The organism is Actinomycetospora sp. CA-084318 (assembly GCF_050955885.1).
In the GTDB taxonomy this organism is placed as follows: Bacteria; Actinomycetota; Actinomycetes; order Mycobacteriales; family Pseudonocardiaceae; genus Actinomycetospora.
This window is the reverse complement of record NZ_CP192098.1, coordinates 5,201,018-5,222,095: the sequence shown is the minus strand read 5'-3', so window position 1 is coordinate 5,222,095 and position 21,078 is coordinate 5,201,018. Positions and strand designations below refer to the sequence as shown.

Here is a 21,078-nt window from a genome sequence, read left to right as displayed (position 1 = left end):
ATGGACGGCCTCGGGTCACTCTGGAGCCGTGCACCCGTCTGACGAGGACGATCAGCGTCCGGACTCCCCCCGTGCCGACGGCGGACGCTCCCCGGTCGACCGCCGCTTCGCCGCCCTCGTCGGGGCGCTCCGCACGAGCGATCCGCGATTCGCCCGCCGGTTCTCCGAGCCGCACCGCCTGCGCAGCGGGCAGATCATGACGCTGCTCGGCTTCGTCGCGACGGTGCTGCTCGGCCTGATCCCGCTGACCCTCGGGATCCACCTGCAGGCGGCGGTGCTCCTCACGCTCGGCGCGATCGGCACCGCCTTCTCCCCGGTGCTCGTGCCGCCGGTCGTCGGCGTGGTGCTCGCCCGGGTCCGCCCGCTGTGGTGATCAGCGCTTCACGGCGCGCGTGATCCAGTCGACGAGCTCGTTCTCCACGTCGTCGCGGTCGACCTCGTTGAGGATCTCGTGGCGGTCGTCGGCCCAGACCCGGAACGTGACGTCGGTCAGCCCCGCGTTGCCGTAGCGGTCGGCCAGGGCCTGCGCGAGCACGACGGGGCCGCCCACGGGGTCGTGCTCGCCGACCGCGATGTAGATCGGCAGGTCCTTCTGCATCGCGTCGAGGCGCTGCGGGTCCGCCACGGCCCGACCGCCCTCGAACATCCCGGCGCCGCCGGCCGGGTCGAGGCCGAAGCCGCACCACGGGTCGGCGACGTAGGCGTCGACCTGGGCCTCGTCGCGGGAGAGCCAGTCGTAGTCGGTGCGCGCGGGCGCGAACGGGGCGTTGAAGGCCGACAGGTCGATGGGCCCGCTCGTGTCGATGGCGGCCTCGAGCTGGTCGAGCAGCGAGGTTCCCGTGAGGACCGCGGCGTCGACCTCCGCGGAGTGGTCGAGCAGCCATTGCTGGGCGGCGAACGAGCCCATGCTGTGGCCCAGCAGCACGACCGGCACCCCCGGCGTGTCCTCGCGGCCGCGCTCGAGCAGGCGCCCGATGTCGGCGACGAGCTCGGCCCACCCGCCCTCGCCCAGGACGCCGGGCTCGGTCCCGTTCGCCTCCGCGGTGGCGCCGTGCCCGCGGTGGTCCTGGCCCTGCACGAGGAAGCCGAGCCCGGTGAGCCGGTCGGCCAGGTGCTGGTAGCGGCGCACGTGCTCGCCCATCCCGTGTGTGAGCTGCACGACGCCGCGCGCCTCGCCCTTGGGGAGCCACCGGAACGTGGCCAGCGTGTGGCCGCCCGCGGAGGGCAGGTCGATGCGGGTGGGCTCGGTCATGCGGCTGGCTCCTCGACGGTGGGGATCCCCGGGCGGGTCAGGAGTCTGTCCCGCCCGGGGGCCGGAGCGCCAGAGGTGATCTAGGTGCCGGTGCCCGTGCCGGTGGTGCCCGACTGCTGGCTCGTCCCGGGCGGGCCGCCCTGCCCGCCGTCACCCGGACCGCCCGGGCCGCCCGGCCCGCCGAGCAGCGGGCCGGTCAGGGCCGAGACGCCGACGCCGAGCAGGAAGGCCACCACGCCGATCGCGGCCGCGATCCGGGCGCTCACGGTGCGCCGGGTCTTCCCGACGACGGGTGCGGTCGCGCCGAGCGTCTGCGTGCGCTCGGTCGCGGGGTCGTTCTCGGGGGCGGGCGCGGGGGCCCGGGTCGCGGCGGTGTCGTACCAGGCGGGGGAGTTCGGTGCGGTCATGATCCGCAGCCTGGGCCGTGGTTCTGGCCGAGCCGTGTGTTGTCCGTGTGACCGGGATGTGGCCCCGATGTCGCGTGTGCGGGGCGCACACGGCTGAGGGGGGTCGCCTCCTCGCGGAGCGCCGTTGCGAGGCGCACACGGCCAGGTCGGGGGACGGTCAGGCCCGCCGCCGCCACCACCGGCGACGGCTCGGCGTCGGCGCCGCCGCGGGCGGCTCCGGAGCAGTCGCGGCCCGGGCGACGCGCCAGCGGGCGACCACCGCGTCGGCCGAGGGACGGCGGATCGGCACCCGCGGCCCCGTCGGGGAGCGCAGGAACGCGACGACGCGACGGTCGAGGTCGGCGACGACGGCGCGCACGGCCGCCTCGTCGGCCAGGTCGCGCACGTCGTCGTCGAGCCGCTCGATGTCCTTGCGCAGCCGCAGCGACGGGGGCAGCAGGGCGTCGGTCGACACGCCCTCGGCCCGCATCTTCGAACGGACCCACCAGTGCTCGTCGTCCCGGGCGGGGAGGTCGAGGGGCTTCCCCGCCCCGGGCAGGTCGTCGAACGCGCCCGCCGCGGTGGCGCGGCGGATCTGCTCGTCGACGAGCGACTCGTACCGTTCCCAGTAGGTCTCGCCCGGCTCGCCCCGCACCCCTGCCACGGTGCCCGAGCCGGAGGGGGCCCGCTACCGCGCGGCGAGCACCACCGTCTGCACGGCCCAGGAGCCGAACGGCGCGGTCGGCGTCAGCGACACCGGGGCGGCCGCGTCGGCCGAGAGGGCCGGGCGGGCGACCAGCACGGTCGTGGCCTTGACGACGTCGTCGGCCTTCACCGTCCAGGCGTCGGTCAGCGGCTCCGGCGGCGTGATGTCGGCGACGCCGGTGCCCGCGACGAAGTACAGGACCTGCGTGGAGCTGCCCTCCGGCGCGGGGGCCGCGGTGACCGCCCCGCCGGTCCCGGTGGTCTCACCGGGCGCGGTGACGCCGGTGATGTTCGACCAGGCCCCGATCCCGCCGAGCAGCGTCGCAGGGGAGTCGGAGGTGAACGTGACCGGGCCGGTCTCCCCCTGGGCGGTCGAGGTGAACAGCGAGACCGAGCCGGTGCCGCCGGGCAGGGCGGTGGTGCGCAGCGCGGTCCAGCCGGCCGGCGGGGTCACCTGGCCGGCGCCGGAGCGGAAGACCTGGGCGACGAGCGTGTCGCCCTCCTCCACCCCGGCCGGGGTGGACAGCGTGACCTGGGTGGCGGCGTCGGCGGTCGTGTAGCCGACGGCGCGGGAGAGCGGCAGCCACGGCACGGTCGCGGTGACGACGAGCCCCGCGACCAGCGCGACGGCCGCGAGCAGGCCGGCGCCGCCCCACAGCGCGGGGGCGGGCAGCGAGCGGGCCGCGACGACGCCGACCACGACGAGCAGGCCCGCGAGGCCGGCGGTCAGGCCGAGCAGCGTCGCGGTCGAGTCGGTGCGGAAGCCGCGCACCCCGAACTCCGCGACGGCGACCGCGATCGCCACGAGGCCGAGCAGGGCCCCGAGGCCGACGACGACGTTCTGCAGCGTCGGGGGCAGGGACACGGTCGCGACCACCACGGCGGCCACGACGACGAGGACGGCAGCGGCCGCCCAGGCCACGGGGCTGCCGATCGCTCCGGCGGCCAGGACCGCCAGCACGGCGACCACGATGGCCACCCCGATCGCGACGGTCTTGCGCACGTCCACCCACTCCTCCCGTGGACCCGGACGGGTCCTGCTCTGTTCGGCGGTACCTCGACGGCCGCTCGCACAGCGTGTCGTTCCGGGAGGTTCCACCGTTTCGGACGCGCGCGGGCCGCTCCGGAGGTCCGAACGAGGTCACGGTTGCATCACGAAGTCGTGAACGGTGGGCGCCGGACGGTCGCCACGCCCACGAATCGGTGACAGAGCGTACCGGGTTCTTGTCGCCCTCCCGAGGTGTTCCACCTGCGACGATCCGCCGCGACCCCGCCGACGGAAGCGGTTTCCGCACCGTTGATCACGCCGTCCGGAGATCCGGACCGTGATCACTGCCGCCATCGGCGGCGTTACGGAACGTGGCTCTGCGGCGATGCCTCCTCCGTATCGACGTCGAGAGGGGGGCCGGAGTGCTGCGCGGTTACGCACGGGTGGCATCGGCGACGGACGACGCCTCGGACCAGGTCGCGCGGCTGCAGGCGGAGGGGGTGCCCACGGAGCGGATCCGGGTCGACACGTCGCTCGGCACCCGCGGCGCGCGGCCGGAGCTGGAGGCCGTGCTCGGTGACCTGCGCCGCGGCGACGTCCTCGTGGTCACCCGGCTCGACCGGCTGGCCTCGTCGGTGCTGCACCTGGTGCAGGTCGGGCAGCGGCTGCGATCGGTGGGCGCCGAGCTGCGCTCGCTGGAGGAGGACGTCGACACGACCTCCGACTCCGATGCGGGCGTGCTCCCCACCCTCGACCTGCTGGCCGGGCTGCAGCGCACCCTCGTCTCGGCCAGCACGCGCGCCGGGCTCGACGCGGCGCGGGCCCGCGGGCGTCGGGGCGGTCGTCCGCCCCGGCTGAGCGCCGAGGCCGCGGCGGAGGCGCAGCGGCTCTACGACCAGGGCCGGTCGGTCACGGAGATCGCGGAGAAGCTCGACGTCCCGCGCACGACCGTGTACGGCCACCTGCGCCGTCCCACGTAGCTCACGCCGGGCGTACACCGACCGGCGTGCACTGCGCCGGTGATCGTCCCGGGGGCGGGCCTGCCGCCACTGACCGGTGCCCGCCTGCTCACGTCCTGGACCCTCGCACCGGGCGCGCTCGGCGGCGTCGCCCTCCTCGGCGGCGGCTACGGGCTCGGGCTGCGCCGGCTCGCCTCCCCGTGGCCGGTCCGGCGCACCGTTGCGTTCGCATCCGCCCTCGTCCTGCTGGTCCTGGTCTCCGCGAGCGCGATCGCGGTCTACGACGACACCCTGTTCTGGGCCCGCGCGGTCCAGGGCGTCGTCCTGCTGGTCGTCGCGCCGATGCTGCTGGCGGCCGCCGCGCCGCTGACCCTGGCCCGCGCGACCCTGCCCGCACCCGCCGTCGCGACCCTCGGCCGACTGCGGCGCTCCGGCCCCGCGCGGGCGGCCTGCGCGCCGGGGATCGCGACGCTCGCCCTCGTCGGCCCGCCGTTCCTGCTCTACCTCACCGGCCTCTACCCGCTGGAGCTGCGGAGCGCGACGGTCAGCGGGCTCGTCTCGCTGGGCCTCCTCGCTGCCGGGCTGCTCTACGCCGTGAGCCGGCTGCAGATCGACCCCGTGCCGCGGACCACCCACCACGGGCTGACCCTCGGCATCGCGATCGCCGAGGTCGTCACCGACGGCGTCCTCGGGCTGGTGCTCTGGCTCGGCCCGCTGCTCGCCGTCGCCCACTACACGGCCGTCGACCGCGCCTGGGGCCCGAGCCTGCGGGACGACCAGGCGATCGGCGCCGGGGTCTGGTGGATCGGCGGGGACCTCGCGGGGCTGCCGTTCCTCGGCGCGATCGCCGCCCGGTTCGCCGCGGCGGACGCCCGCGAGGCGCGCCGCGTCGACGCCGAGCTCGACGAGCAGGAGGCCGCCGGCGAGCGCGGCTCGGGGCTCTGGTGGGAGCAGCCCGGACGGTGACGTCTGTCCGGATGCTGCCGGGGCACGCAGGTCGGGCACGTCCCGCCGTCGGGAACGCTCCTGCCGGAGGCTCTGCGGCGTGCCCACCGCGCGCAGCCCCGTCGCCCCCCACGTCGTCGCCCTGCGCCGGACCGTGGCGGCGACGCTGCAGCGCCCGCTGGCGTCGTACTACCTCGTCGTCGGGCTCACCGTGGTGCTCGCCGGCCTCGGGCTGGTCATGGTGCTGTCGGCGTCCTCGATCGACTCGCTGACCCGCACCGGCAGCCCCTACGGCGTCTTCCTCCACCAGCTCGTCTACTGCGCCGTCGGCGGCGTCGCGTTCTGGCTGACCGGCCGCGTCCCGGTGCGGCGCTGGCGCGTCGCGAGCCCGTGGGTGCTCGGGGCGAGCCTCGTCGCGCTCGTCGCCGTGCTGGTGCCGGGCCTCGGCTCGTCGGTCGCGGGCGCGCAGAAGTGGTTCGTCGTCGGGGGCCTGTCGCTGCAGCCCAGCGAGCCGGCGAAGCTCGCGCTGGTCCTGTGGGGCGCGCACGTGCTGGTGGCGCAGCGTGGGGTCGTCGGGGTGCGCCGGCTGCTCCCGGTGGTCCCGGTCGGCATCCTGACGGCGGGTCTGGTCGTCGTCGAGCCCGACCTCGGCTCCGCGCTCGGCATCGTCGTCGTGCTGTTCGCCCTGCTGTGGTTCGCCGGGCTGTCCGGTCGGCTGCTCGGGCTGCTCGGCGCCGGGGCGCTGGGCGCCGTCGGGGTCCTGGCGGTGACCGCGAGCTACCGGCTCGCCCGCCTGACGTCGTTCCTGGGCAGCGGCGACGACTCGCTGGGTGCGGGCTACCAGTCGCAGCAGGCGCTGTACTCGCTCGCCGACGGCGGGCTGCTCGGCGACGGCCTCGGGCAGGGCGCCGCGCAGTGGAGCTACCTGCCCAACGCCTCCAACGACTTCGTCTTCGCGATCCTCGGCGAGGAGCTCGGCCTGGTGGGCGCCTGCGCCGTGCTCGGCCTGTTCGCGCTGCTGGCGTGGGTGGGGCTGCGGATCGCGGCGCGGACCGTCGACCCGTGGAACCGGGTCGTGGTGGCCACGTTGACGGTGTGGCTGGTGGCGCAGGCCGTCATCAACATCGGCTACGTGCTCGGCCTGCTGCCGGTCACCGGGATCACGCTGCCCCTGATCTCGGCCGGTGGGAGCTCGGTGATCGTGAGCATGATCTCGCTCGGGCTGCTCGCCTCGGCCGCCCGCGACGAACCGGACGCCCGGGTCGCGCTCCGGCGTTAGGGTCGGTGGAGATCACTCGAGGAGGCACACGTGGAGATCCTGGCGGGCGTGGACGGCGTGCGGGAGGCCATCGGTCGCGAGCTGGGCCCGGGGGAGTGGTTCACGGTCGACCAGTCCCGGGTGGACGGCTTCGCCGACGACACCGAGGACCACCAGTGGATCCACGTCGACCCGGAGAAGGCGAAGGACAGCCCCTTCGGCGGCACGATCGCGCACGGCTTCCTCACGCTGTCGCTGCTCCCGCACCTCGCCAACTCCGCGCGCCGGCTCGACGGCGTGCGGATGGGCGTCAACTACGGCCTGAACAAGGTGCGCTTCCCCGCGCCCGTGCGGGTCGGCAGCCGGGTGCGCGCGACCGTGACGATCACCGAGGCCGAGGACCTGCCCGACAGCGGGGTGCAGGTGGTCTCGAAGGTCACCGTCGAGATCGAGGGCGCCCCGAAGCCCGCCTGCATCGCCGAGTGGGTCACGCGCGCGTACTTCTGATGCCTGCCGTGCGCCCCCGGATCCACCTCAACGCCTTCGCCATGATGTGCGCGGGCCACCAGTCGCCCGGACTGTGGCGGCACCCGTCCGACCAGGGGTTCCGCTACACCGACCTCGACCACTGGACGTCCCTCGCCCGGCTGCTCGACGACGCCGGGTTCGACGCGCTCTTCCTCGCCGACGTGCTCGGGGTCTACGACGTCGCCGGCGGGTCCCGCGACGCCGCCGTCCGGGCCGGCATCCAGCTCCCGCTCGGCGACCCGATGATGCCGGTGTCGGCGATGGCCGCCGCGACCGAGCACCTCGGGTTCGGCGTCACCGTCTCCACGTCCTACGAGCACCCGTACGCCCTCGCGCGCCGGTTCACCACGCTCGACCACCTGACGAAGGGCCGGGTCGGCTGGAACGTCGTCACCGGCTACCTGGCCAGCGCCGCGGCGAACCTGGGTCTCGGTGAGCAGCTCGCGCACGACCAGCGCTACGAGCAGGCCGACGAGTACCTCGAGGTGTGCCGCCGGCTGTGGCACGAGTCGTGGGAGGACGACGCCGTCGTCCGCGACGCGGCCGGGGGGATCTACACCGACCCGGCGAAGGTGCACGACATCGCGTTCCACGGCCGCTGGTACGACGTGCCCGGCCCGTTCCTGTGCGAGCCCTCCCCGCAGCGCTCCCCGGTGATCTTCCAGGCGGGCGCGTCGCCGCGCGGGCTCGCGTTCGCCGGGCGCCACGCGGAGGCCGTGTTCATGTCCGGGCCGTCGACGACGGTGCTGGCGGGTCAGGTCGACCGGCTGCGCTCCGCGGTGTCCGACGCCGGCCGCGACCCCGCCGCGGTCACCGTGTACTGCCAGCTCGCGCCGGTGGTCGCCGGGACCACCGCCGAGGCCGAGGAGCTGTACGCGGAGTACCTGGAGTCGTTCTCGCTCGAGGGGGCCCTCGCCCTGTTCGCGGGCTGGACCGGGCTCGACCTCACCGGCATCGACCCCGACCAGCCGTTGCGCTACGTCGAGTCCGACGCCGGGCGCTCCGCCCTCGCCTCGTTCACCACCGACGACCCCGATCGCGAGTGGACCGTCGGCGAGGTCGCCCGCCACCTCGCGGTGGGCGGGCGCGGTCCGGTCGCCGTGGGGTCGGGCACCGAGGTCGCGGACCGGATGGAGCACTGGGTCGACGAGACCGGCGCCGACGGGTTCAACCTCGCCTACGCGGTCACACCCGGCACGTTCGAACAGGTGGCCCGGTTCGTCGTGCCGGAGCTGCGCCGTCGCGGCCGGATGCCCGCGTCCCCGGTGGCGGGCACCCTCCGGGAGCGCCTGGCCCTGCGGTGACGCCCGTGGCCCCCGTGGCCCCCGTGGCAGGAAAGCGTCGTTGCTGTCACCCAGTGGCAGCGACGACGCTTTCCTGCCGTCGAGGCCGTCGTCAGGAACGCGCCGCCCTGCCCAGCGCCCCGCGCGCGATGATGACCTGCTGGATCTGGCTCGTGCCCTCGTAGATGCGGAACAGCCGCACGTCACGGTAGATCCGCTCGACGGGCACGCCGCGCATGTAGCCGGACCCGCCGTGGACCTGCACCGCCCGGTCGGCGATCCGCCCGACCGCCTCCGAGCAGAAGTACTTCGCGGTGGACGGGCCGGTGACCTTGTCCGACCCGTCGTCGTAGGCCTTCGCCGCCTCACGGACCAGGGCGCGGCCGGCGTGCCAGTCGGTGACCGAGTCGGCGACGAGGCCCTGGACGAGCTGGTAGGTGGCGATCGCGTGCCCGCCCTGTTCGCGCTGGGTGGCGAACTCGACGGTCTCGTGGACCAGGCGCGCCGCCATGCCCATGCACAGCGCGGCGATGTGCAGCCGGCCGTGCGCGAGGCACTTCAGCGCGGTGACGTACCCGCGGTGCAGGCCCTCCTCGCCCCCGATCAGGTTCTCGGCGGGGACACGGACGTCGTCGAGGTAGACCTCGCAGGTCCAGGAGCCGCGCTGCCCCATCTTCGCGTCGTGCTCGGAGAAGCTCACCCCGGCCGCGGAGGTCGGCACGAGGAACGTCGAGATGCCGCGGGCGGGCGCGGCGTCCGGGTCGGTGCGCGCGAACACCATGAGCACGTCGGCGAACGGCGCGTTGGTGATCCAGCGCTTGGCGCCGCTGATCACCCACGAGTCCCCGTCGCGCACGGCCTTCGTCGTGAGCGAGGAGGGATCCGACCCGGCGTCGGGCTCGGTCAGCGCGAACGACGCCACCACCTCGCCGGAGGCCAGCCGCGGGAGCCACTCGGCCTGTTGCTCGCTCGACCCGCCGGTGAGCAGGACCTGGCCGGCGATGCCGTTGTTGGTGCCGAACAGCGAGCGCAGCGACGGCGTGGTCCAGCCGAGCTCCATCGCGAGCTCGACCTCCTCGGCCATCGACAGCCCGATCCCGCCGTGCTCCTCCGGGATCGCGAAGCCGTACAGGCCCATGGCCTTGCACGCCTCCCGGAGCTCGGCGGGGACCTCGTCGGTCTCCTCGATCTCGTCCTCGCGCGGGACGACCTGCTCGCGGACGAACTCGCGGACCGAGGTCAGGACGTCGGCGAAGTCGGACGGATCCACGGCGGGGGCCTCCTGGGGGAACGACGGTGTCTGCCCAGCATTCTCACCGTCAGCCGGTCGGCCGCACGACCAGATCGGTGAGGTGTGCATCGCGCGACGCCGTGACGGCGGCCGTCACCACCGCCGCGACCGACTCGGGCCGCAGGTAGCGCGAGCCGTCGTAGGTGCCGCCCTCGTGCGCGACCACCTCGCGCTGCATGTCGGTGTCGACCCGCCCCGGGTGCACCGAGCACACCCGTAGGTCGGGCTCTTCGCCCCGCAGTGCGTCGGCGAACGCCTTCAGCGCGAACTTCGACGCCGCGTACGAACCCCATCCGGGCCGCGCGGCGAGCCCCGCCCCGGAGTTGACGCAGACGACGGTGCCCCGGGCCGTGCGCAGCGCCGGGAGCAGCAGCCGCGTCAGCTCGGCCACCGCGACGACGTTGACCTCGAACTGCCGCCGCCAGGTCGCGACGTCGAGCTCGGCGACCGTCCCGAGCATCCCGACCCCGGCCGAGTGCACCAGCACGTCCAGCTCGTCGATCCGCTCGGTCGCGCCGGCGAGGGCGTCGGGGTCGGTGAGGTCGACCGGCCACGGGAGCGCCCGCTCACCCAGTCGGGCGGCGACCGCGGCGAGGGCCGCGGCGTCCCGGCCGCCCAGGAGGAGGTCGTGGGTCGGCGCGAGGGCGGTGGCGACCGCGGCGCCGATGCCGCGTGAGGCGCCCGTGACTAGGGCGAGCGGACGTTGGGAGCTCACGGGGGAACCATAACGACGTGGAACTTCATCGGTTCACACCTCATACCGGACGATCCACCCCACCGTGTGCACCCCGGCCCGGACGCGTCACGACGGGTGCCCCGCGCCGTTGAACGGGGCACCGATCCGGAACGGACGGTGACGAGCACCGGCGTGGCGTTTCGTTCCCCAGCTGGCCCGCGTCCGCTCGTCGGGAACTGCCCCGAACGGTTCCCAGTGCCGCGACCCGGCGCCTCGCCCCACGAGGCGCCGGGTCGTCGTCCTACTTCACGACGACGACGGTGTCGCCGACCGCGAGCGTGCGGAAGAACTGCCGGGCGACGGCGTCGGACAGGTGGATGCACCCCGCCGACTGCCGCGACAGGCTGCCGGTGTGGAAGGCGATGCCGCCGTTGAAGAACACCGACCACGGCATCGGCGCGTCGTTGAACTGGCTGGACCGGTGGTCCGCGTCCTTCCACGTCACGTGGAACGTGCCCGTCGGGGTGCGCTCGCCGGGCCGGCCGCTGGTGATCGGCGCGCTGCGCACGACCTTGCCGTCCTGCACCAGCCACGCGCGCTTCGCCGAGAGCGACACGCACGCCCCGTCGCCGCTGATCGAGCAGGGCAGTCCCGACGACGTGTCGCCCGTCGAGGCGGTCCGGCTCGCCCGGGTCGTCGTGGCCTTCGCGCGGGTCGCGGTCGGCTTCGTCGTGGTGGTCACCGGCAGGGTCGTCACGCCGGCCGCGGCGGGCAGCACCGGCGGCACGACGGCGAGCGGCGCGGCGGGCGCCGCGACGGCCGCGGGCCGCTCGACCCCGACGTCGGACAGGCCGAGCCCCGTCGTCACGCCGAGCGCGCCGAGCACGAGCACCGCCGACCCGGCCATCCCGACCTTGGCCATCCGCATCGCGACCCCCCGACCTCGTTCCGACCGTTGTGCTGTCGAGATCGCTCCGATGGGCCGGACGTGTTAGCGCACTACCCCGAAAGGATGAGTGGACTCCGGAACACGAAGGACTGCCGTAGAGCGCGTTACGGTCGCTAGGGTCGGGACGTGGCCGATCTCGTGGTGGTGGGTGCGTCGCTGGCAGGTCTGCGTGCGGTGGAAGCCGTGCGCAACGACGGGTTCTCCGGGTCGATCGCGCTGGTCGGCGCGGAGGAGCACCTCCCGTACGACCGGCCGCCGCTGTCCAAGGAGCACCTCGGCGACGAGGACCCGCGCGACCCCACCTACCGCGAGCAGGAGAAGCTGGCCGAGCTCGACGTCGAGCTGGTGCTGGGGGCACCCGCCGAGTCGCTCGACGTCGAGGCGCGCACCGTGACCGTCGGCGGCCGGGAGCTGTCGTACTCCGGCCTCGTCATCGCGACCGGCGCCGACGCCCGCCCGCTGCCCGCCTCGGTGTGCACGCCCGACCTCGCGGGCGTGGTGACGCTGCGGACCCTGGACGACTCGCTGCACCTGCGGGAGCTCCTCCGGCAGGGCACGCCGCGGGTCACGGTGGTGGGCGCCGGCTTCATCGGCTCGGAGATCGCCGCGGTCGCCCGCAAGCGCGGCCTCGAGGTGACGATCGTCGAGGCGCTGCCGGTGCCGCTGGTGCGCGGGGTCGGCGAGCGGATGGGACGCGCCCTGACCTCGATCCACGAGCGGCACGGCACCACCGTGCTCACCGGCGCCTCGGTGGAGAAGGTGACCGGTACCGGGCACGTCGAGTCGGTCGTCCTCGGCGACGGCACGGAGATCCCGACCGACGTGCTGGTCGTCGGGATCGGGGCGACCCCGAACACGGGGTGGCTGGAGTCGTCGTCGCTGACGATCGACAACGGGATCGTCGCGGACGAGACGCTCGCCGCCGCGCCCGGCGTCTACGTGGCCGGGGACGTCGCCCGCTGGCCCAACGCGCTCTTCGACGACGTGCTGAGCACCCCGATGCGCCTCGAGCACTGGACCTCGGCGTCCGAGCAGGGTGCGCTGGCCGCCCGCAACGCCGTGGACCCGGCGTCGGCGAAGGCCTACGAGACCGTGCCGTACTTCTGGTCGGACTGGTACGAGAGCCGCATCCAGTTCGTCGGCGTCTCCCGCGCCGACGACGACCACCCCCAGGTCGAGACCGAGATCGTCATGGGCTCGGAGGACGAGGGTGCGTTCGTCGCGCTCTACCGCTGCGGCGACCGGCTCGTCGGCGCGCTCGCCGTCGACAAGCGCGCCGAGGTCATGCAGTACCGCCGGCTCATCCTCAACCGGGCGAGCTGGTCGGAGGGGCTGGAGAAGGCCGAGGAGCGCCGGCAGCGGGCGGCGCGCAAGGCCGCCTCGTCGTGAGGGTCCCGGGCGTCGACCACCTCGTCGTCGCGTGCGGGTCGCTGGCCGAGGGCGTCCCGTGGCTCGTCGACCGACTCGGGGTCGAGCCCGCGGGTCGTGCCCGGCACGACCGGTTCGGCACCCACAACGCCCTGTGGAACCTCGACGACGGCACCTACCTCGAGCTGATCGCGGTCGACCCCGAGGCGCCGTCCCCCGGCCGTCCGCGCTGGTTCGCGCTCGACCGCTTCGTCGGCCCGCCGCGGCTCGTGCACTGGGTGCTGCGCCTGCCGACGTTGTCCGGTCGGCCCGGGCCGGTCCTGCGTCTGGCGCGCGACGACCTGGCGTGGTCCTTGACCGTTCCCGACGACGGCTCGTTCCCGGTCGACGGGTCCGGTGTCTGGCCGTCGCTGATCGCCTGGGACGGCGGGCACCCGTCGTCCGGGCTCGCCGACGCGGGGCTCGCCCTCTCCCGCCTGGTGTTGTCCTCGCCCGACGCCGGTGCCCTGCGCGCCGGGCTGGTGCAGGACGGGCTGGTCGGCCACCTCGGCGACCGCGTCACGGTGACGCCGGGGCCGGTGGCGCTGCGGGCGGAGCTCACGACCCCGGGCGGTCCGGTCACGCTCTGACGGCTCGCGACCCGGCCGTTGCGCCACGCACACGGCTGGAGCGGCTCGCGCTCATCGGTGGCCGCGTTGCGGGGCGCACACGGTCGCGGCGGTGGGCGCTGGTCCGCGCTCGCGTTGCGTCGCGCACACGGCTGGAGCGGGTTCGCGCTCACCGGTGGCCGCGTTGCGGCGCGCGCACGGTCGCGGCGGTGGGCGCTGGTCCGCGCTCGCGTTGCGTCGCGCACCCGGTCGCAGCGATCCGGAGTCCTCCGCGTCGGCGTTGCGAGGCGCAACGGCGCGGGCGTGGGGTGTGGCCCGGTCCGGCCGTGTGTGGGGCGCAACGGGGCGGGCGGGGGGTGCGTCCCGCCGAGACCGTGTGTGGGGCGCAACGGGGCGGGCGGGGGGTGCGTCCCGCCGAGACCGTGTGCGGGACGCAACGGCACGGGCAGGGGGTGTGTCCCGCCGAGACCGTGTGCGGGACGCACCGGCGCAGGGGCAGGTGCGCCCCTCACCGCACGAGGCCCACCACGGCGGCACCGACCAGTCCGCCGCTGGTGAGCGTGAACGAGATGACGCTGAGGACCTGGAACCAGGTCCGGGACGCGGCGCGCGGCGACCAGGCGAGGGGCAGGAAGAGCGTCGGGTTCAGCCACGTGCCGATCACGATCGTCGCCGCCAGCCACGTCGGCAGCCCCGGGACCGCGAGGCCGACCGCGATCAGGATGATCCCCATGATCACGTAGTCGAGGTGGGCCTGGAGGATGCGCCGCGGCTTGCGCACGCCGACCCGCTCGACGAGCTGCGGCGTGATCATGGTGGCGGCCACCGCCCACCCGAGCACCGCGCCGAAGGCCAGCTCCACGAGTCCGATGCGCGTCAGGACGTCCACGAGCGGTGATCCTGTCCTAGGTCAGACGATCCCGTCGAGCAGGGCGGCCAGACCGGTCCGGAAGACGCGGTCGAGGTCGAAGGCGTACGGCCCGGCACGACGGATCGCCGGACCCGCCAGCCGGGCCATGCCCCGCACGGTGGCCGGGTCGTGGTCGATCCAGTGATCGGCGTCGACGCCGGTGTCGGCCTCGGCGTCCCGCTCGGCGGCGAGCGTCAGGGCCATCCCGCGCACGTAGCCGGTGACCGCCAGGTAGAGGTCGAACCGGCGCTCGGGCTCGGGGACCACGCCCTCGAGCGCCGACAGGTCCCACTCGGCGATCGCGAGGAGCGCGGCCACCGGCTGCGGACGGTGCAGAGAGATCGCCCGCGCCGCCCAGGGGTGCCGCGAGTAGACCGTCCACTGGCGTCGTGCGGAGAGCTCGAGGCGCGTCCGCCAGCCCGCGTCGTCGGGCACCGACGGCCACGGCTCCGCCGCGAACACCTCGTCGAGCATGGCCATGACCAGCCCGTCCTTGCCGCGGACGAGGCCGTGCACGGTCATCGTCGGGACGCCGAGCTCGGCCGCGAGCCGCCGCATGGAGACCGCGGGGAGCCCGTCGGCGTCGGCCAGCTCCACCGCGAGCACCACGACGTCCTCGCGCGCGGGCCCCGTCCCGCGCGGCCGGACCCGTCGTCGGGACGGGGCGCGGGCCGCGACCACCGTGCCGACCCGCGGCACCGACTCGACCAGCCCCTCCTCGCGCAGCAGGGCGAGGGCACGCGACGCCGTCGCCGAGGCGACGCCGTGCTCCGCGACGAGCGCGCGCACCGACGGCAGCCGGTCGCCGGGAGCGAGGTCCTCGATCCGGGCCCGGAGCGCATCCGCGACGCGGCGGGAGGGGAGATCGCTGTCCTGCGACACGATGGCGCTCCTCGCCGTCGGACGGGCACGGTCACCGCTGTTCGTACACCGTCCACCGAGGAGTCCGCATGCACGTCCTCGTCTCCGGCGCCGGCATCGCCGGGTCCGCCCTCGCCGCCCTCCTGCTCGCCCGCGGCCATCGGGTGACCGTCGTGGAGTCCGCCCCGGGCCCGCGCCCGGGCGGGCAGGCCGTCGACGTCCGCGGTCCGGCGTTGGAGGTGATGGACCGGCTGGGGCTGGGTGCGCGGATGCGGGCCGCGCGGACCGTCATGCGAGGCATGTCCGTGGTCGCACCCGACGGGACCGAGCTGACCAGCACCACCGAGACCACCCTGACCGGCGGGCCGATCGGCACCCCCGACGTCGAGATCCTCCGCGACGACCTCGCCGCGATGCTCGCCGACGCGGCGGCGGGGACGGAGTGGTGCTTCGGGGACCGGGTCGCCGCGCTCGACGACGACCGGGTGCGGCTCGCGAGCGGGCGCACGTGCGAGCCCGACGTCGTCGTGGGCGCGGACGGCCTGCGCTCCGCGGTCGGGCGGCTCGCCGGGCTCGTCGACGACGACTGCCTCCGGCCGCTCGGCAGCCATCTGGCCGTCTACACGATGCCCAACGTGTTCGGCCTCGACCGCTGGCAGACCTTCTGCCGGTTCCCGGACGGGATGGCGGGGCTCTACACGGCGCGGGAGAACCGGGAGGTGCGGGTCAACCTCGGGTTCGAGGGCGACGTGGAGTACGACCACCGGGACGTCGCCGCCCAGAAGCGGATGATCGTCGACGCGTTCGCGGACCGGGGCTGGTGGGTGCCGCGCATGCTCGAGGGTCTCGCCGGGGCCGACGACTTCTACCTCGCCCCGATGACCCAGGTCGTCGCGCAGCGCTGGTCGACCGGCCGCACGGTGTTGCTGGGCGACGCCGCCTGGTGCACCACGCCGCTCTCGGGGCAGGGGACGACGTTGGCGCTGGTCGGGGCACACCTGCTCGCGCACGAGCTCGACGCCCGCCCGGTCACGGAGGCGTTCGCCGCGTACGAGCGCCGGATGCGCCCGGTCGCGGAGGCCGACCAGCGGCTCGCGCTGGAGAACTCCGAGCGGGTGGCGCGGATGATGACCGACGCCGGGCAGGTCGTCGCCGACAGCGACGAGCACTGGTCGGCGACGAGCGCGGCGACGACGCTGACGTTGCCGTAGCGCCGTCAGAGGCCGTGCGCCGTGCGGACGTGGTCGAAGATCAGGCTCGTCACGGTGCCGGCCACGTCGCGGTGCTTGTTGAGGGTGTCGACCAGGTCGCGCAGCGCTCCCGTGCCCGCCGTCGCGACGTGGAGCAGGTAGTCGTCGGCCCCGGCGACGAAGTAGACGTCCCGCACGGCCGGCAGGCGACGGACGAACGCGGTGAACTCGCCGAGCCGGTCGCGGGAGTCGCTCTGCAGGCGGACCGAGATCATGGCCTGCAGCGGCAGCCCGACGGCCGCCGGGTCGACGTCGGCGTGGAAGCCGCGGACCACGCCGCGCTCGCGGAGGGCCCGTACCCGGGTCAGGCACGTGGACGCCGCGATCCCCACCGCCTCGGCCAGCGCCGCGTTCGTGATGCGCGCGTCGGCGACCAGGTGGCCCAGCAGTGCGCGATCGACCTGGTCGAGCGGCCGCAGATCGTTCGGTGTCGGCGCGGGCCGAGCAACCAGATCGTCGGGAAGTTCATCCACGAGCGCAGGTTACAGAACCTTCTTCAGGAATCTACCCACGAAACAGCAGGACGTTCACACTGGGTGCCGAGGCGCGACGACGAGGAGGAGGACGATCATGAAGGTCGCGGTGCCCACCGAGGTCAAGGACAACGAGTTCCGGGTGGCCCTGACACCCGGGGGCGTGCGCGAGCTGGTCGCCCACGGCCACGAGGTCGTCGTGCAGGAGGGGGCGGGTGTCGGCTCCGCCTTCGGCGACGACGAGTACAAGGAGGCGGGCGTCCGCCTCGTCGCCGACCCCGACGCGGTGTGGGGCGAGGCGGAGCTGGTCGTGAAGGTCAAGGAGCCGGTGGCCTCGGAGTACCACCGGCTGCGCCCCGACCTGACGCTGTTCACCTACCTGCACCTGGCCGCCTCCCGCGAGTGCACGCAGGCCCTGCTCGACGCCGGTACCACCGCGATCGCCTACGAGACCGTGACGCGCCACGGCGCGCTGCCGCTGCTCGCCCCGATGAGTGAGGTCGCCGGACGGCTCGCCCCGCAGGCCGGCGCCTACCACCTGATGCGCTCGCACGGCGGCCGCGGCCTGCTGCTCGGCGGCGTGCCGGGGGCACCCGCGGCGCACGTCGTCGTCATCGGTGGCGGGGTGTCCGGCGCGGCCGCGATCCAGATGGCGGTGGGCATGCACGCCCGCGTCACGGTGCTCGACAAGAACCTCGACACGCTGCGCGCCCTCGACGCCCGGTACGCCGGCCGCGTCCAGACCCTGTACTCGAACACCGAGAACCTCGAGCGTGCGGTCCTCGAGGCCGACCTGGTGATCGGCGCCGTGCTGGTGCCGGGCGCGAAGGCCCCGAAGCTCGTCGGCAATGACCTCGTCCGGCGCATGAAGGCGGGCGCGGTGCTCGTCGACATCGCCATCGACCAGGGCGGGTGCTTCGAGGACTCGCACCCGACCACGCACTCCGACCCGACGTTCGCGGTGCACGACGCGCTCTTCTACTGCGTCGCGAACATGCCGGGTGCGGTCCCGAACACCTCCACCCATGCGCTGACCCACGCGACGACGCCGTTCGTGCTCGCGCTCGCCGACCGGGGCTGGGAGCGGGCCGTCGCCGAGGACGCCGGGCTCGCGGCGGGTCTCGCGACCCACGCCGGCACGCTCTACAGCGCCGCCGTGGGTGAGGCGCACGACCTGCCGGTGGCGTCACTGGCCTGACGCTGCTCGGGGACGGCGGCCAGCCGCGCCCGGGCATCGCCGACCGCGCGGGCCCGGGACGCACGCCGGGCCGCCACGCGGGCCGGGCGCTCCGCCTCGGGGGCCGGCCGGACGTGGGCGTCGGTCACGCCGCGCAGGGCCGCCGCGGTGGCGCAGGCCGCGTCGACGGACGCGAGGTCGTAGACGCTCGTGACGCCCGCGGCGCGCACCGTCAGCCGGCCGAGCCGTCCGCCCCCGGCCCGCTCGTGGACGCTCGCGTCGACCTCGAGTGCGTCGTAGCCGACGACCGTGTGGAACCGGCCGTCGCGCAGCACGACGCACTCCGGGAGGAACGCGAGCTCGTGCCGGGCCCCGGCGAAGGTGGGGACGGGTTCCCCGGCGCGCAGGTGGCGCGGACCGTCGAGGCGCCGCGCCACCGGCGCGTGTCCGCCGTGGGGTGCGACCTCCCAGACGGCGGGCTCCCAGGACGTGGCCGCGCAGCGCAGCCGCTCCCACGTGGCCACCAGCTGCTCGTGGCGGGGTCCCGGCGCCGGTGTCACGACGACGGTGCGCCGCGCGCGGTCCCGCCGGCGCGTCACGGCCGCCGCGACGGCGACCACGAGGAGGGCCGCCGTGGTGGCGGGGACGTCGAGGTCGGTCCCCGCCGCCACGGCCACGGCCACGGCGAGACCGACGGTCACGACGACGGGGGTGTGCGGGCGAGCGGCGGCCGCGGCGTCGAGCTGACGGCGCAGCGCGTCGGGGGCGATCGTCACGGTCGGCCTCCGGTCCTCGGGGATCGTGACCGTATGTCGCCGTTCAGCCGCGTTTCGTTACGTCAAGTGACCTCACACGATCGGCTGTTCGGCCTAACAGCCGGTCACGCGAGGGCCACCGGCACGCGCCAGCCGCGCGGGTCGGGCACCCGGCCGAACTGGAGGTCCAGAAGCTCCGCGCGCAGGTCCAGCGTGCGGGGGCCCGGCGTGCCCGCGCCGACGGCGAACGCCCCGGTGGCCGACCGGAAGGCGACGATCGGGCTGATCACGGCCGCCGTCCCCGTCGCGAAGACCTCCGTGATCGAGCCGTCGGTGCACCCGGCGCGCAGCTCCTCCACCGACACCGGTCGCTCCACCGCGGTGAGGCCGTGGCCGGCCGCGAGCTCGAGGACGCTGCGGCGGGTGACGCCGTCGAGGATCGTGCCCAGCGGCGGCGTGACCAGCTCGCCGTCCGCGGTGACGAGCAGGACGTTCATCGTCCCCGACTCCTCGAGCCACCGGTGCTCGCGGGCGTCGAGGAACAGCACCTGGTCGCACTCGTGCGCCCGGGCGAGCGCCTGGGCGGCGAGCCCGGCCGCGTAGTTCCCGCCGCACTTGGCGTCGCCGGTCCCGCCCGGGGCCGCCCGGGAGAGCTCCTCGGAGATCCAGAGCGTCAGGCCCGCGTCGCGCCCGGCGAACAGCGGGCCGGCGGGGGAGGCGGTGACGAGGAAGCGCGCCTCCTCGGCGGCCCGGACCCCGAGGAAGGCCTCGGTGGCGACGGTGAACGGGCGCAGGTACAGCGACGCCGGCGGCTCCGGCACCCACGCCGCATCGGCCCGGACGACCCCGGCCACGGCGTCGACGAACGCCTGCTCGGGCAGCACCGGCAGGGCCAGCCGACGGGCCGAGTGGGCGAAGCGCGCCGCGTTGAGCGCGGGCCGGAACAGCGCCACCGACCCGTCGGGCTGCCGGTAGGCCTTGAGCCCCTCGAAGATCTCCTGGGCGTAGTGCAGGACCGCCGCCGCGGGGTGCAGCGACAGCGGCTCCGACGCGCGGACCCCGGCGTCGTGCCAGCCCTGCTCCACCGTCCAGGTCGCGGACGCCACGTGGTCGGTGAACACCTTCCCGAAGCCGGGGTCGGCCAGCAGGGCGTCCCGCTGGGCGTCGGGGGTGGGGTGCGGCGTCGGCACGTGCCCGAAGGCGACGGGGGCGGAGGTGGTCACCCGACCGACGGTGGCAGAGCCGCGGCGCGGATGCGACTGGCACGTCCTGGGTAGTGGCAGGAGGTGGACGCCGACGACGAGCGCGACCGGGGCGCGCAGATCGACCGGTGGCTCGTCGGGAAGGCCCGGGAGGGCGATCCGCAGGCCTACGAGGAGCTGATCCGCCGGCACCGCGACCGCATCTACCGCATCGCGCTGCGCATCACCGGCAACCCGGCCGACGCCGACGACGTGACGCAGGAGGTCGTCATCCAGCTCTGGACGGCCCTCGCCGGCTTCGCCGGGACGTCGGCCTTCACCACGTGGCTCTACCGCGTCGTGGTCAACCGCAGCCTCGACCACCGCCGCCGCCAGCGGCCCGCGCCGGAGCCGCGCGAGACCGACCTCGCGCCGGTCGCCGGGCCGGAGCGCTCGGTGGTGGCGGGCGAGGAGGTGCGGGCGGGCCTCGAGGCGATCGCCCGGCTGCCCGAGATCCAGCGCGTGCCGCTCGTGCTCTGCCAGATCGAGGGGCTGTCCTACGCCCAGGCCGCCGCGATCACCAAGACCTCCGAGGCGACCGTCCGCGGGCGTCTGGCCCGCGCCCGCGCCACCCTGCTCGCCGAGATGAGGAGCTGGTCATGACCGAGATCCCGGGGACGCCCGCGACCCTGCCGTGCGGACGTCCGACCGCCCCGCTCGTCGAGCAGGTCGCGGAGGGGCGCGCCGACGATCTCGACGACCACCAGCGGCAGTGCCCGCACTGCCGGGCGGCGCTCGGCGAGTTCGCGCGGCTGTGGGCGCCCGTCGTCGCGGTCGCCGCGGACCGGCCCACGGCGCCGCCGTCGCTGGTCGAGGCGGCGCTGCGCACGGTCCGCGGCTCCTCCGACGACGCCGAGTACGGGCGGATCGAGTCCCCGCAGGGGCACACCCGGGTCGCGGCGCGGGTGGTGGTCGCGCTGGCGCGGCACCTCGCCACGCAGGTGCCGGGCGTGGAGGTGGCGCTGGGCGGGCTCGTCGCCGAGGGCCACGGTCCCGTGGGCGAGGTGGTGCCGGACGTCGAGGCCGGGGTCACCGGCGGTTCGACCGCCGTCCGGATCACGCTCGCCGCCGCCTACGGACAGGACCTGCAGGCGCTCGGCGAGCGCATCCGGGTGGCCGTGGCGCGCGGCGTCCGCGAGGCCACCGGGCTGGAGCCGGTGGACGTCACCGTGCACGTGGACGACGTGTTCGTCTGACCCGGTCGGACCAGCTCCG

24 protein-coding genes are annotated in these 21,078 nt (G+C 75.1%); 12 read left to right on the top strand and 12 right to left on the bottom strand.

Annotated elements, in window-relative coordinates; translation table 11 throughout:
• The first annotated feature begins 28 nt into the window (after positions 1-28).
• The gene (locus tag ACQPYX_RS25465; protein ID WP_433800067.1) at positions 29-373 is read left to right on the top strand and encodes a DUF3040 domain-containing protein; all 345 of its coding nucleotides are present in this window, start codon (positions 29-31) and stop codon (positions 371-373) included.
• On the opposite strand, the gene ACQPYX_RS25460 is transcribed toward ACQPYX_RS25465, so the two are convergent.
• From ACQPYX_RS25460 to ACQPYX_RS25445, 4 genes are all read right to left on the bottom strand, one after another.
• Positions 374-1,252, bottom strand: coding sequence for an alpha/beta fold hydrolase (locus ACQPYX_RS25460; protein WP_433800065.1), 879 nt, complete (start codon positions 1,250-1,252; stop codon positions 374-376). It lies immediately after the preceding gene.
• An 80-nt stretch (positions 1,253-1,332) separates the two neighbouring features.
• Entirely contained in the window at positions 1,333-1,659 is a 327-nt protein-coding gene (locus ACQPYX_RS25455; RefSeq protein ID WP_433800064.1) for a hypothetical protein, read from the bottom strand.
• A gap of 157 nt (positions 1,660-1,816) precedes the next feature.
• Positions 1,817-2,293, bottom strand: coding sequence for a DUF1992 domain-containing protein (locus ACQPYX_RS25450; protein WP_433800063.1), 477 nt, complete (start codon positions 2,291-2,293; stop codon positions 1,817-1,819).
• 33 nt (positions 2,294-2,326) lie between these two features.
• On the bottom strand, positions 2,327-3,346 hold the full coding sequence (locus tag ACQPYX_RS25445; RefSeq protein WP_433800062.1) for a hypothetical protein: 1,020 nt from the start codon (positions 3,344-3,346) through the stop codon (positions 2,327-2,329).
• Positions 3,347-3,774: 428 nt separating this feature from the next.
• On the opposite strand from ACQPYX_RS25445, the gene ACQPYX_RS25440 reads away from it, so the two are divergent.
• The 5 genes from ACQPYX_RS25440 (at position 3,775) to ACQPYX_RS25420 (ending at position 8,325) form a co-directional block, all read left to right on the top strand.
• On the top strand, positions 3,775-4,311 hold the full coding sequence (locus tag ACQPYX_RS25440) for a recombinase family protein (RefSeq protein ID WP_433800061.1): 537 nt from the start codon (positions 3,775-3,777) through the stop codon (positions 4,309-4,311).
• 39 nt (positions 4,312-4,350) lie between these two features.
• Positions 4,351-5,256: a cytochrome c oxidase assembly protein gene (locus tag ACQPYX_RS25435; protein ID WP_433800060.1), complete on the top strand. Its 906-nt coding sequence runs from the start codon at positions 4,351-4,353 to the stop codon at positions 5,254-5,256.
• Positions 5,257-5,335: 79 nt separating this feature from the next.
• Positions 5,336-6,514, top strand: a complete 1,179-nt coding sequence (gene ftsW / locus ACQPYX_RS25430; RefSeq protein ID WP_433800059.1) for a putative lipid II flippase FtsW — start codon at positions 5,336-5,338, stop codon at positions 6,512-6,514.
• A 30-nt stretch (positions 6,515-6,544) separates the two neighbouring features.
• The gene (locus ACQPYX_RS25425) at positions 6,545-7,000 is read left to right on the top strand and encodes a MaoC family dehydratase (protein ID WP_433800058.1); all 456 of its coding nucleotides are present in this window, start codon (positions 6,545-6,547) and stop codon (positions 6,998-7,000) included.
• Complete coding sequence (locus ACQPYX_RS25420; protein ID WP_433800057.1) at positions 7,000-8,325, top strand: LLM class flavin-dependent oxidoreductase; 1,326 nt, start codon at positions 7,000-7,002, stop codon at positions 8,323-8,325. The genes ACQPYX_RS25425 and ACQPYX_RS25420 overlap by 1 nt, the downstream gene beginning before the upstream one ends.
• 91 nt (positions 8,326-8,416) lie before the next feature.
• Here ACQPYX_RS25420 and ACQPYX_RS25415 read toward each other — a convergent pair whose 3' ends face one another.
• The 3 genes from ACQPYX_RS25415 to ACQPYX_RS25405 form a co-directional block, all read right to left on the bottom strand.
• A complete protein-coding gene (locus ACQPYX_RS25415) occupies positions 8,417-9,574 on the bottom strand; it encodes an acyl-CoA dehydrogenase family protein (protein ID WP_433800056.1) in 1,158 nt (385 codons plus the stop codon).
• 49 nt (positions 9,575-9,623) lie between these two features.
• Positions 9,624-10,310 (bottom strand): SDR family oxidoreductase, encoded by a 687-nt coding sequence (locus ACQPYX_RS25410; RefSeq protein WP_433800055.1) that lies wholly within the window; start codon positions 10,308-10,310, stop codon positions 9,624-9,626.
• 262 nt (positions 10,311-10,572) lie between these two features.
• Positions 10,573-11,193 (bottom strand): L,D-transpeptidase, encoded by a 621-nt coding sequence (locus ACQPYX_RS25405; protein ID WP_433800054.1) that lies wholly within the window; start codon positions 11,191-11,193, stop codon positions 10,573-10,575.
• Between the two features lie 153 nt (positions 11,194-11,346).
• On the opposite strand from ACQPYX_RS25405, the gene ACQPYX_RS25400 reads away from it, so the two are divergent.
• The gene (locus tag ACQPYX_RS25400) at positions 11,347-12,609 is read left to right on the top strand and encodes an NAD(P)/FAD-dependent oxidoreductase (protein ID WP_433800053.1); all 1,263 of its coding nucleotides are present in this window, start codon (positions 11,347-11,349) and stop codon (positions 12,607-12,609) included.
• Complete coding sequence (locus ACQPYX_RS25395) at positions 12,606-13,217, top strand: VOC family protein (protein ID WP_433800052.1); 612 nt, start codon at positions 12,606-12,608, stop codon at positions 13,215-13,217. The genes ACQPYX_RS25400 and ACQPYX_RS25395 overlap by 4 nt, the downstream gene beginning before the upstream one ends.
• Positions 13,218-13,704: 487 nt before the next feature.
• On the opposite strand, the gene ACQPYX_RS25390 is transcribed toward ACQPYX_RS25395, so the two are convergent.
• The gene (locus tag ACQPYX_RS25390) at positions 13,705-14,085 is read right to left on the bottom strand and encodes a hypothetical protein (RefSeq protein WP_433800051.1); all 381 of its coding nucleotides are present in this window, start codon (positions 14,083-14,085) and stop codon (positions 13,705-13,707) included.
• Positions 14,086-14,106: 21 nt separating this feature from the next.
• Positions 14,107-14,988, bottom strand: coding sequence for a GntR family transcriptional regulator (locus tag ACQPYX_RS25385; protein ID WP_433800050.1), 882 nt, complete (start codon positions 14,986-14,988; stop codon positions 14,107-14,109).
• 68 nt (positions 14,989-15,056) lie between these two features.
• On the opposite strand from ACQPYX_RS25385, the gene ACQPYX_RS25380 reads away from it, so the two are divergent.
• Positions 15,057-16,178 carry an FAD-dependent monooxygenase gene (locus ACQPYX_RS25380; RefSeq protein WP_433800049.1) on the top strand — a complete coding sequence of 374 codons (1,122 nt, stop codon included), beginning with the start codon at positions 15,057-15,059 and terminating at the stop codon, positions 16,176-16,178.
• A 5-nt stretch (positions 16,179-16,183) separates the two neighbouring features.
• Here ACQPYX_RS25380 and ACQPYX_RS25375 read toward each other — a convergent pair whose 3' ends face one another.
• Positions 16,184-16,690, bottom strand: a complete 507-nt coding sequence (locus ACQPYX_RS25375) for an Lrp/AsnC family transcriptional regulator (protein WP_433800048.1) — start codon at positions 16,688-16,690, stop codon at positions 16,184-16,186.
• A 97-nt stretch (positions 16,691-16,787) separates the two neighbouring features.
• Here ACQPYX_RS25375 and ald point away from each other — a divergent pair, with 97 nt between their 5' ends.
• Positions 16,788-17,888, top strand: a complete 1,101-nt coding sequence (gene ald / locus ACQPYX_RS25370; protein WP_433800047.1) for an alanine dehydrogenase — start codon at positions 16,788-16,790, stop codon at positions 17,886-17,888.
• On the opposite strand, the gene ACQPYX_RS25365 is transcribed toward ald, so the two are convergent.
• Positions 17,834-18,643 (bottom strand): hypothetical protein, encoded by an 810-nt coding sequence (locus ACQPYX_RS25365; RefSeq protein WP_433800046.1) that lies wholly within the window; start codon positions 18,641-18,643, stop codon positions 17,834-17,836. The genes ald and ACQPYX_RS25365 overlap by 55 nt on opposite strands.
• A gap of 104 nt (positions 18,644-18,747) precedes the next feature.
• On the bottom strand, positions 18,748-19,845 hold the full coding sequence (locus ACQPYX_RS25360) for a branched-chain amino acid aminotransferase (RefSeq protein WP_433800045.1): 1,098 nt from the start codon (positions 19,843-19,845) through the stop codon (positions 18,748-18,750).
• Between the two features lie 63 nt (positions 19,846-19,908).
• Here ACQPYX_RS25360 and ACQPYX_RS25355 point away from each other — a divergent pair, with 63 nt between their 5' ends.
• Together ACQPYX_RS25355 and ACQPYX_RS25350 are read left to right on the top strand one after the other, a co-directional pair.
• Positions 19,909-20,466 carry an RNA polymerase sigma factor gene (locus tag ACQPYX_RS25355; protein ID WP_433800044.1) on the top strand — a complete coding sequence of 186 codons (558 nt, stop codon included), beginning with the start codon at positions 19,909-19,911 and terminating at the stop codon, positions 20,464-20,466.
• Positions 20,463-21,059 (top strand): Asp23/Gls24 family envelope stress response protein, encoded by a 597-nt coding sequence (locus ACQPYX_RS25350; protein WP_433800043.1) that lies wholly within the window; start codon positions 20,463-20,465, stop codon positions 21,057-21,059. Before ACQPYX_RS25355 ends, ACQPYX_RS25350 begins: the two co-directional genes overlap by 4 nt.
• Positions 21,060-21,078: the final 19 nt, after the last annotated feature.

Excerpts from the sequence above, each read along its gene's own strand:
- ACQPYX_RS25455 (WP_433800064.1), bottom strand. The coding sequence starts at position 1,659 with ATGACCGCACCGAACTCCCCCGCCTGGTACGACACCGCCGCGACCCGG.
- ACQPYX_RS25460 (WP_433800065.1), bottom strand. The coding sequence starts at position 1,252 with ATGACCGAGCCCACCCGCATCGACCTGCCCTCCGCGGGCGGCCACACG.
- ACQPYX_RS25420 (WP_433800057.1), top strand. The coding sequence starts at position 7,000 with ATGCCTGCCGTGCGCCCCCGGATCCACCTCAACGCCTTCGCCATGATG.
- ACQPYX_RS25405 (WP_433800054.1), bottom strand. The coding sequence starts at position 11,193 with ATGGCCAAGGTCGGGATGGCCGGGTCGGCGGTGCTCGTGCTCGGCGCG.
- ACQPYX_RS25380 (WP_433800049.1), top strand. The coding sequence starts at position 15,057 with ATGCACGTCCTCGTCTCCGGCGCCGGCATCGCCGGGTCCGCCCTCGCC.
- ACQPYX_RS25350 (WP_433800043.1), top strand. The coding sequence starts at position 20,463 with ATGACCGAGATCCCGGGGACGCCCGCGACCCTGCCGTGCGGACGTCCG.
- ald (WP_433800047.1), top strand. The coding sequence starts at position 16,788 with ATGAAGGTCGCGGTGCCCACCGAGGTCAAGGACAACGAGTTCCGGGTG.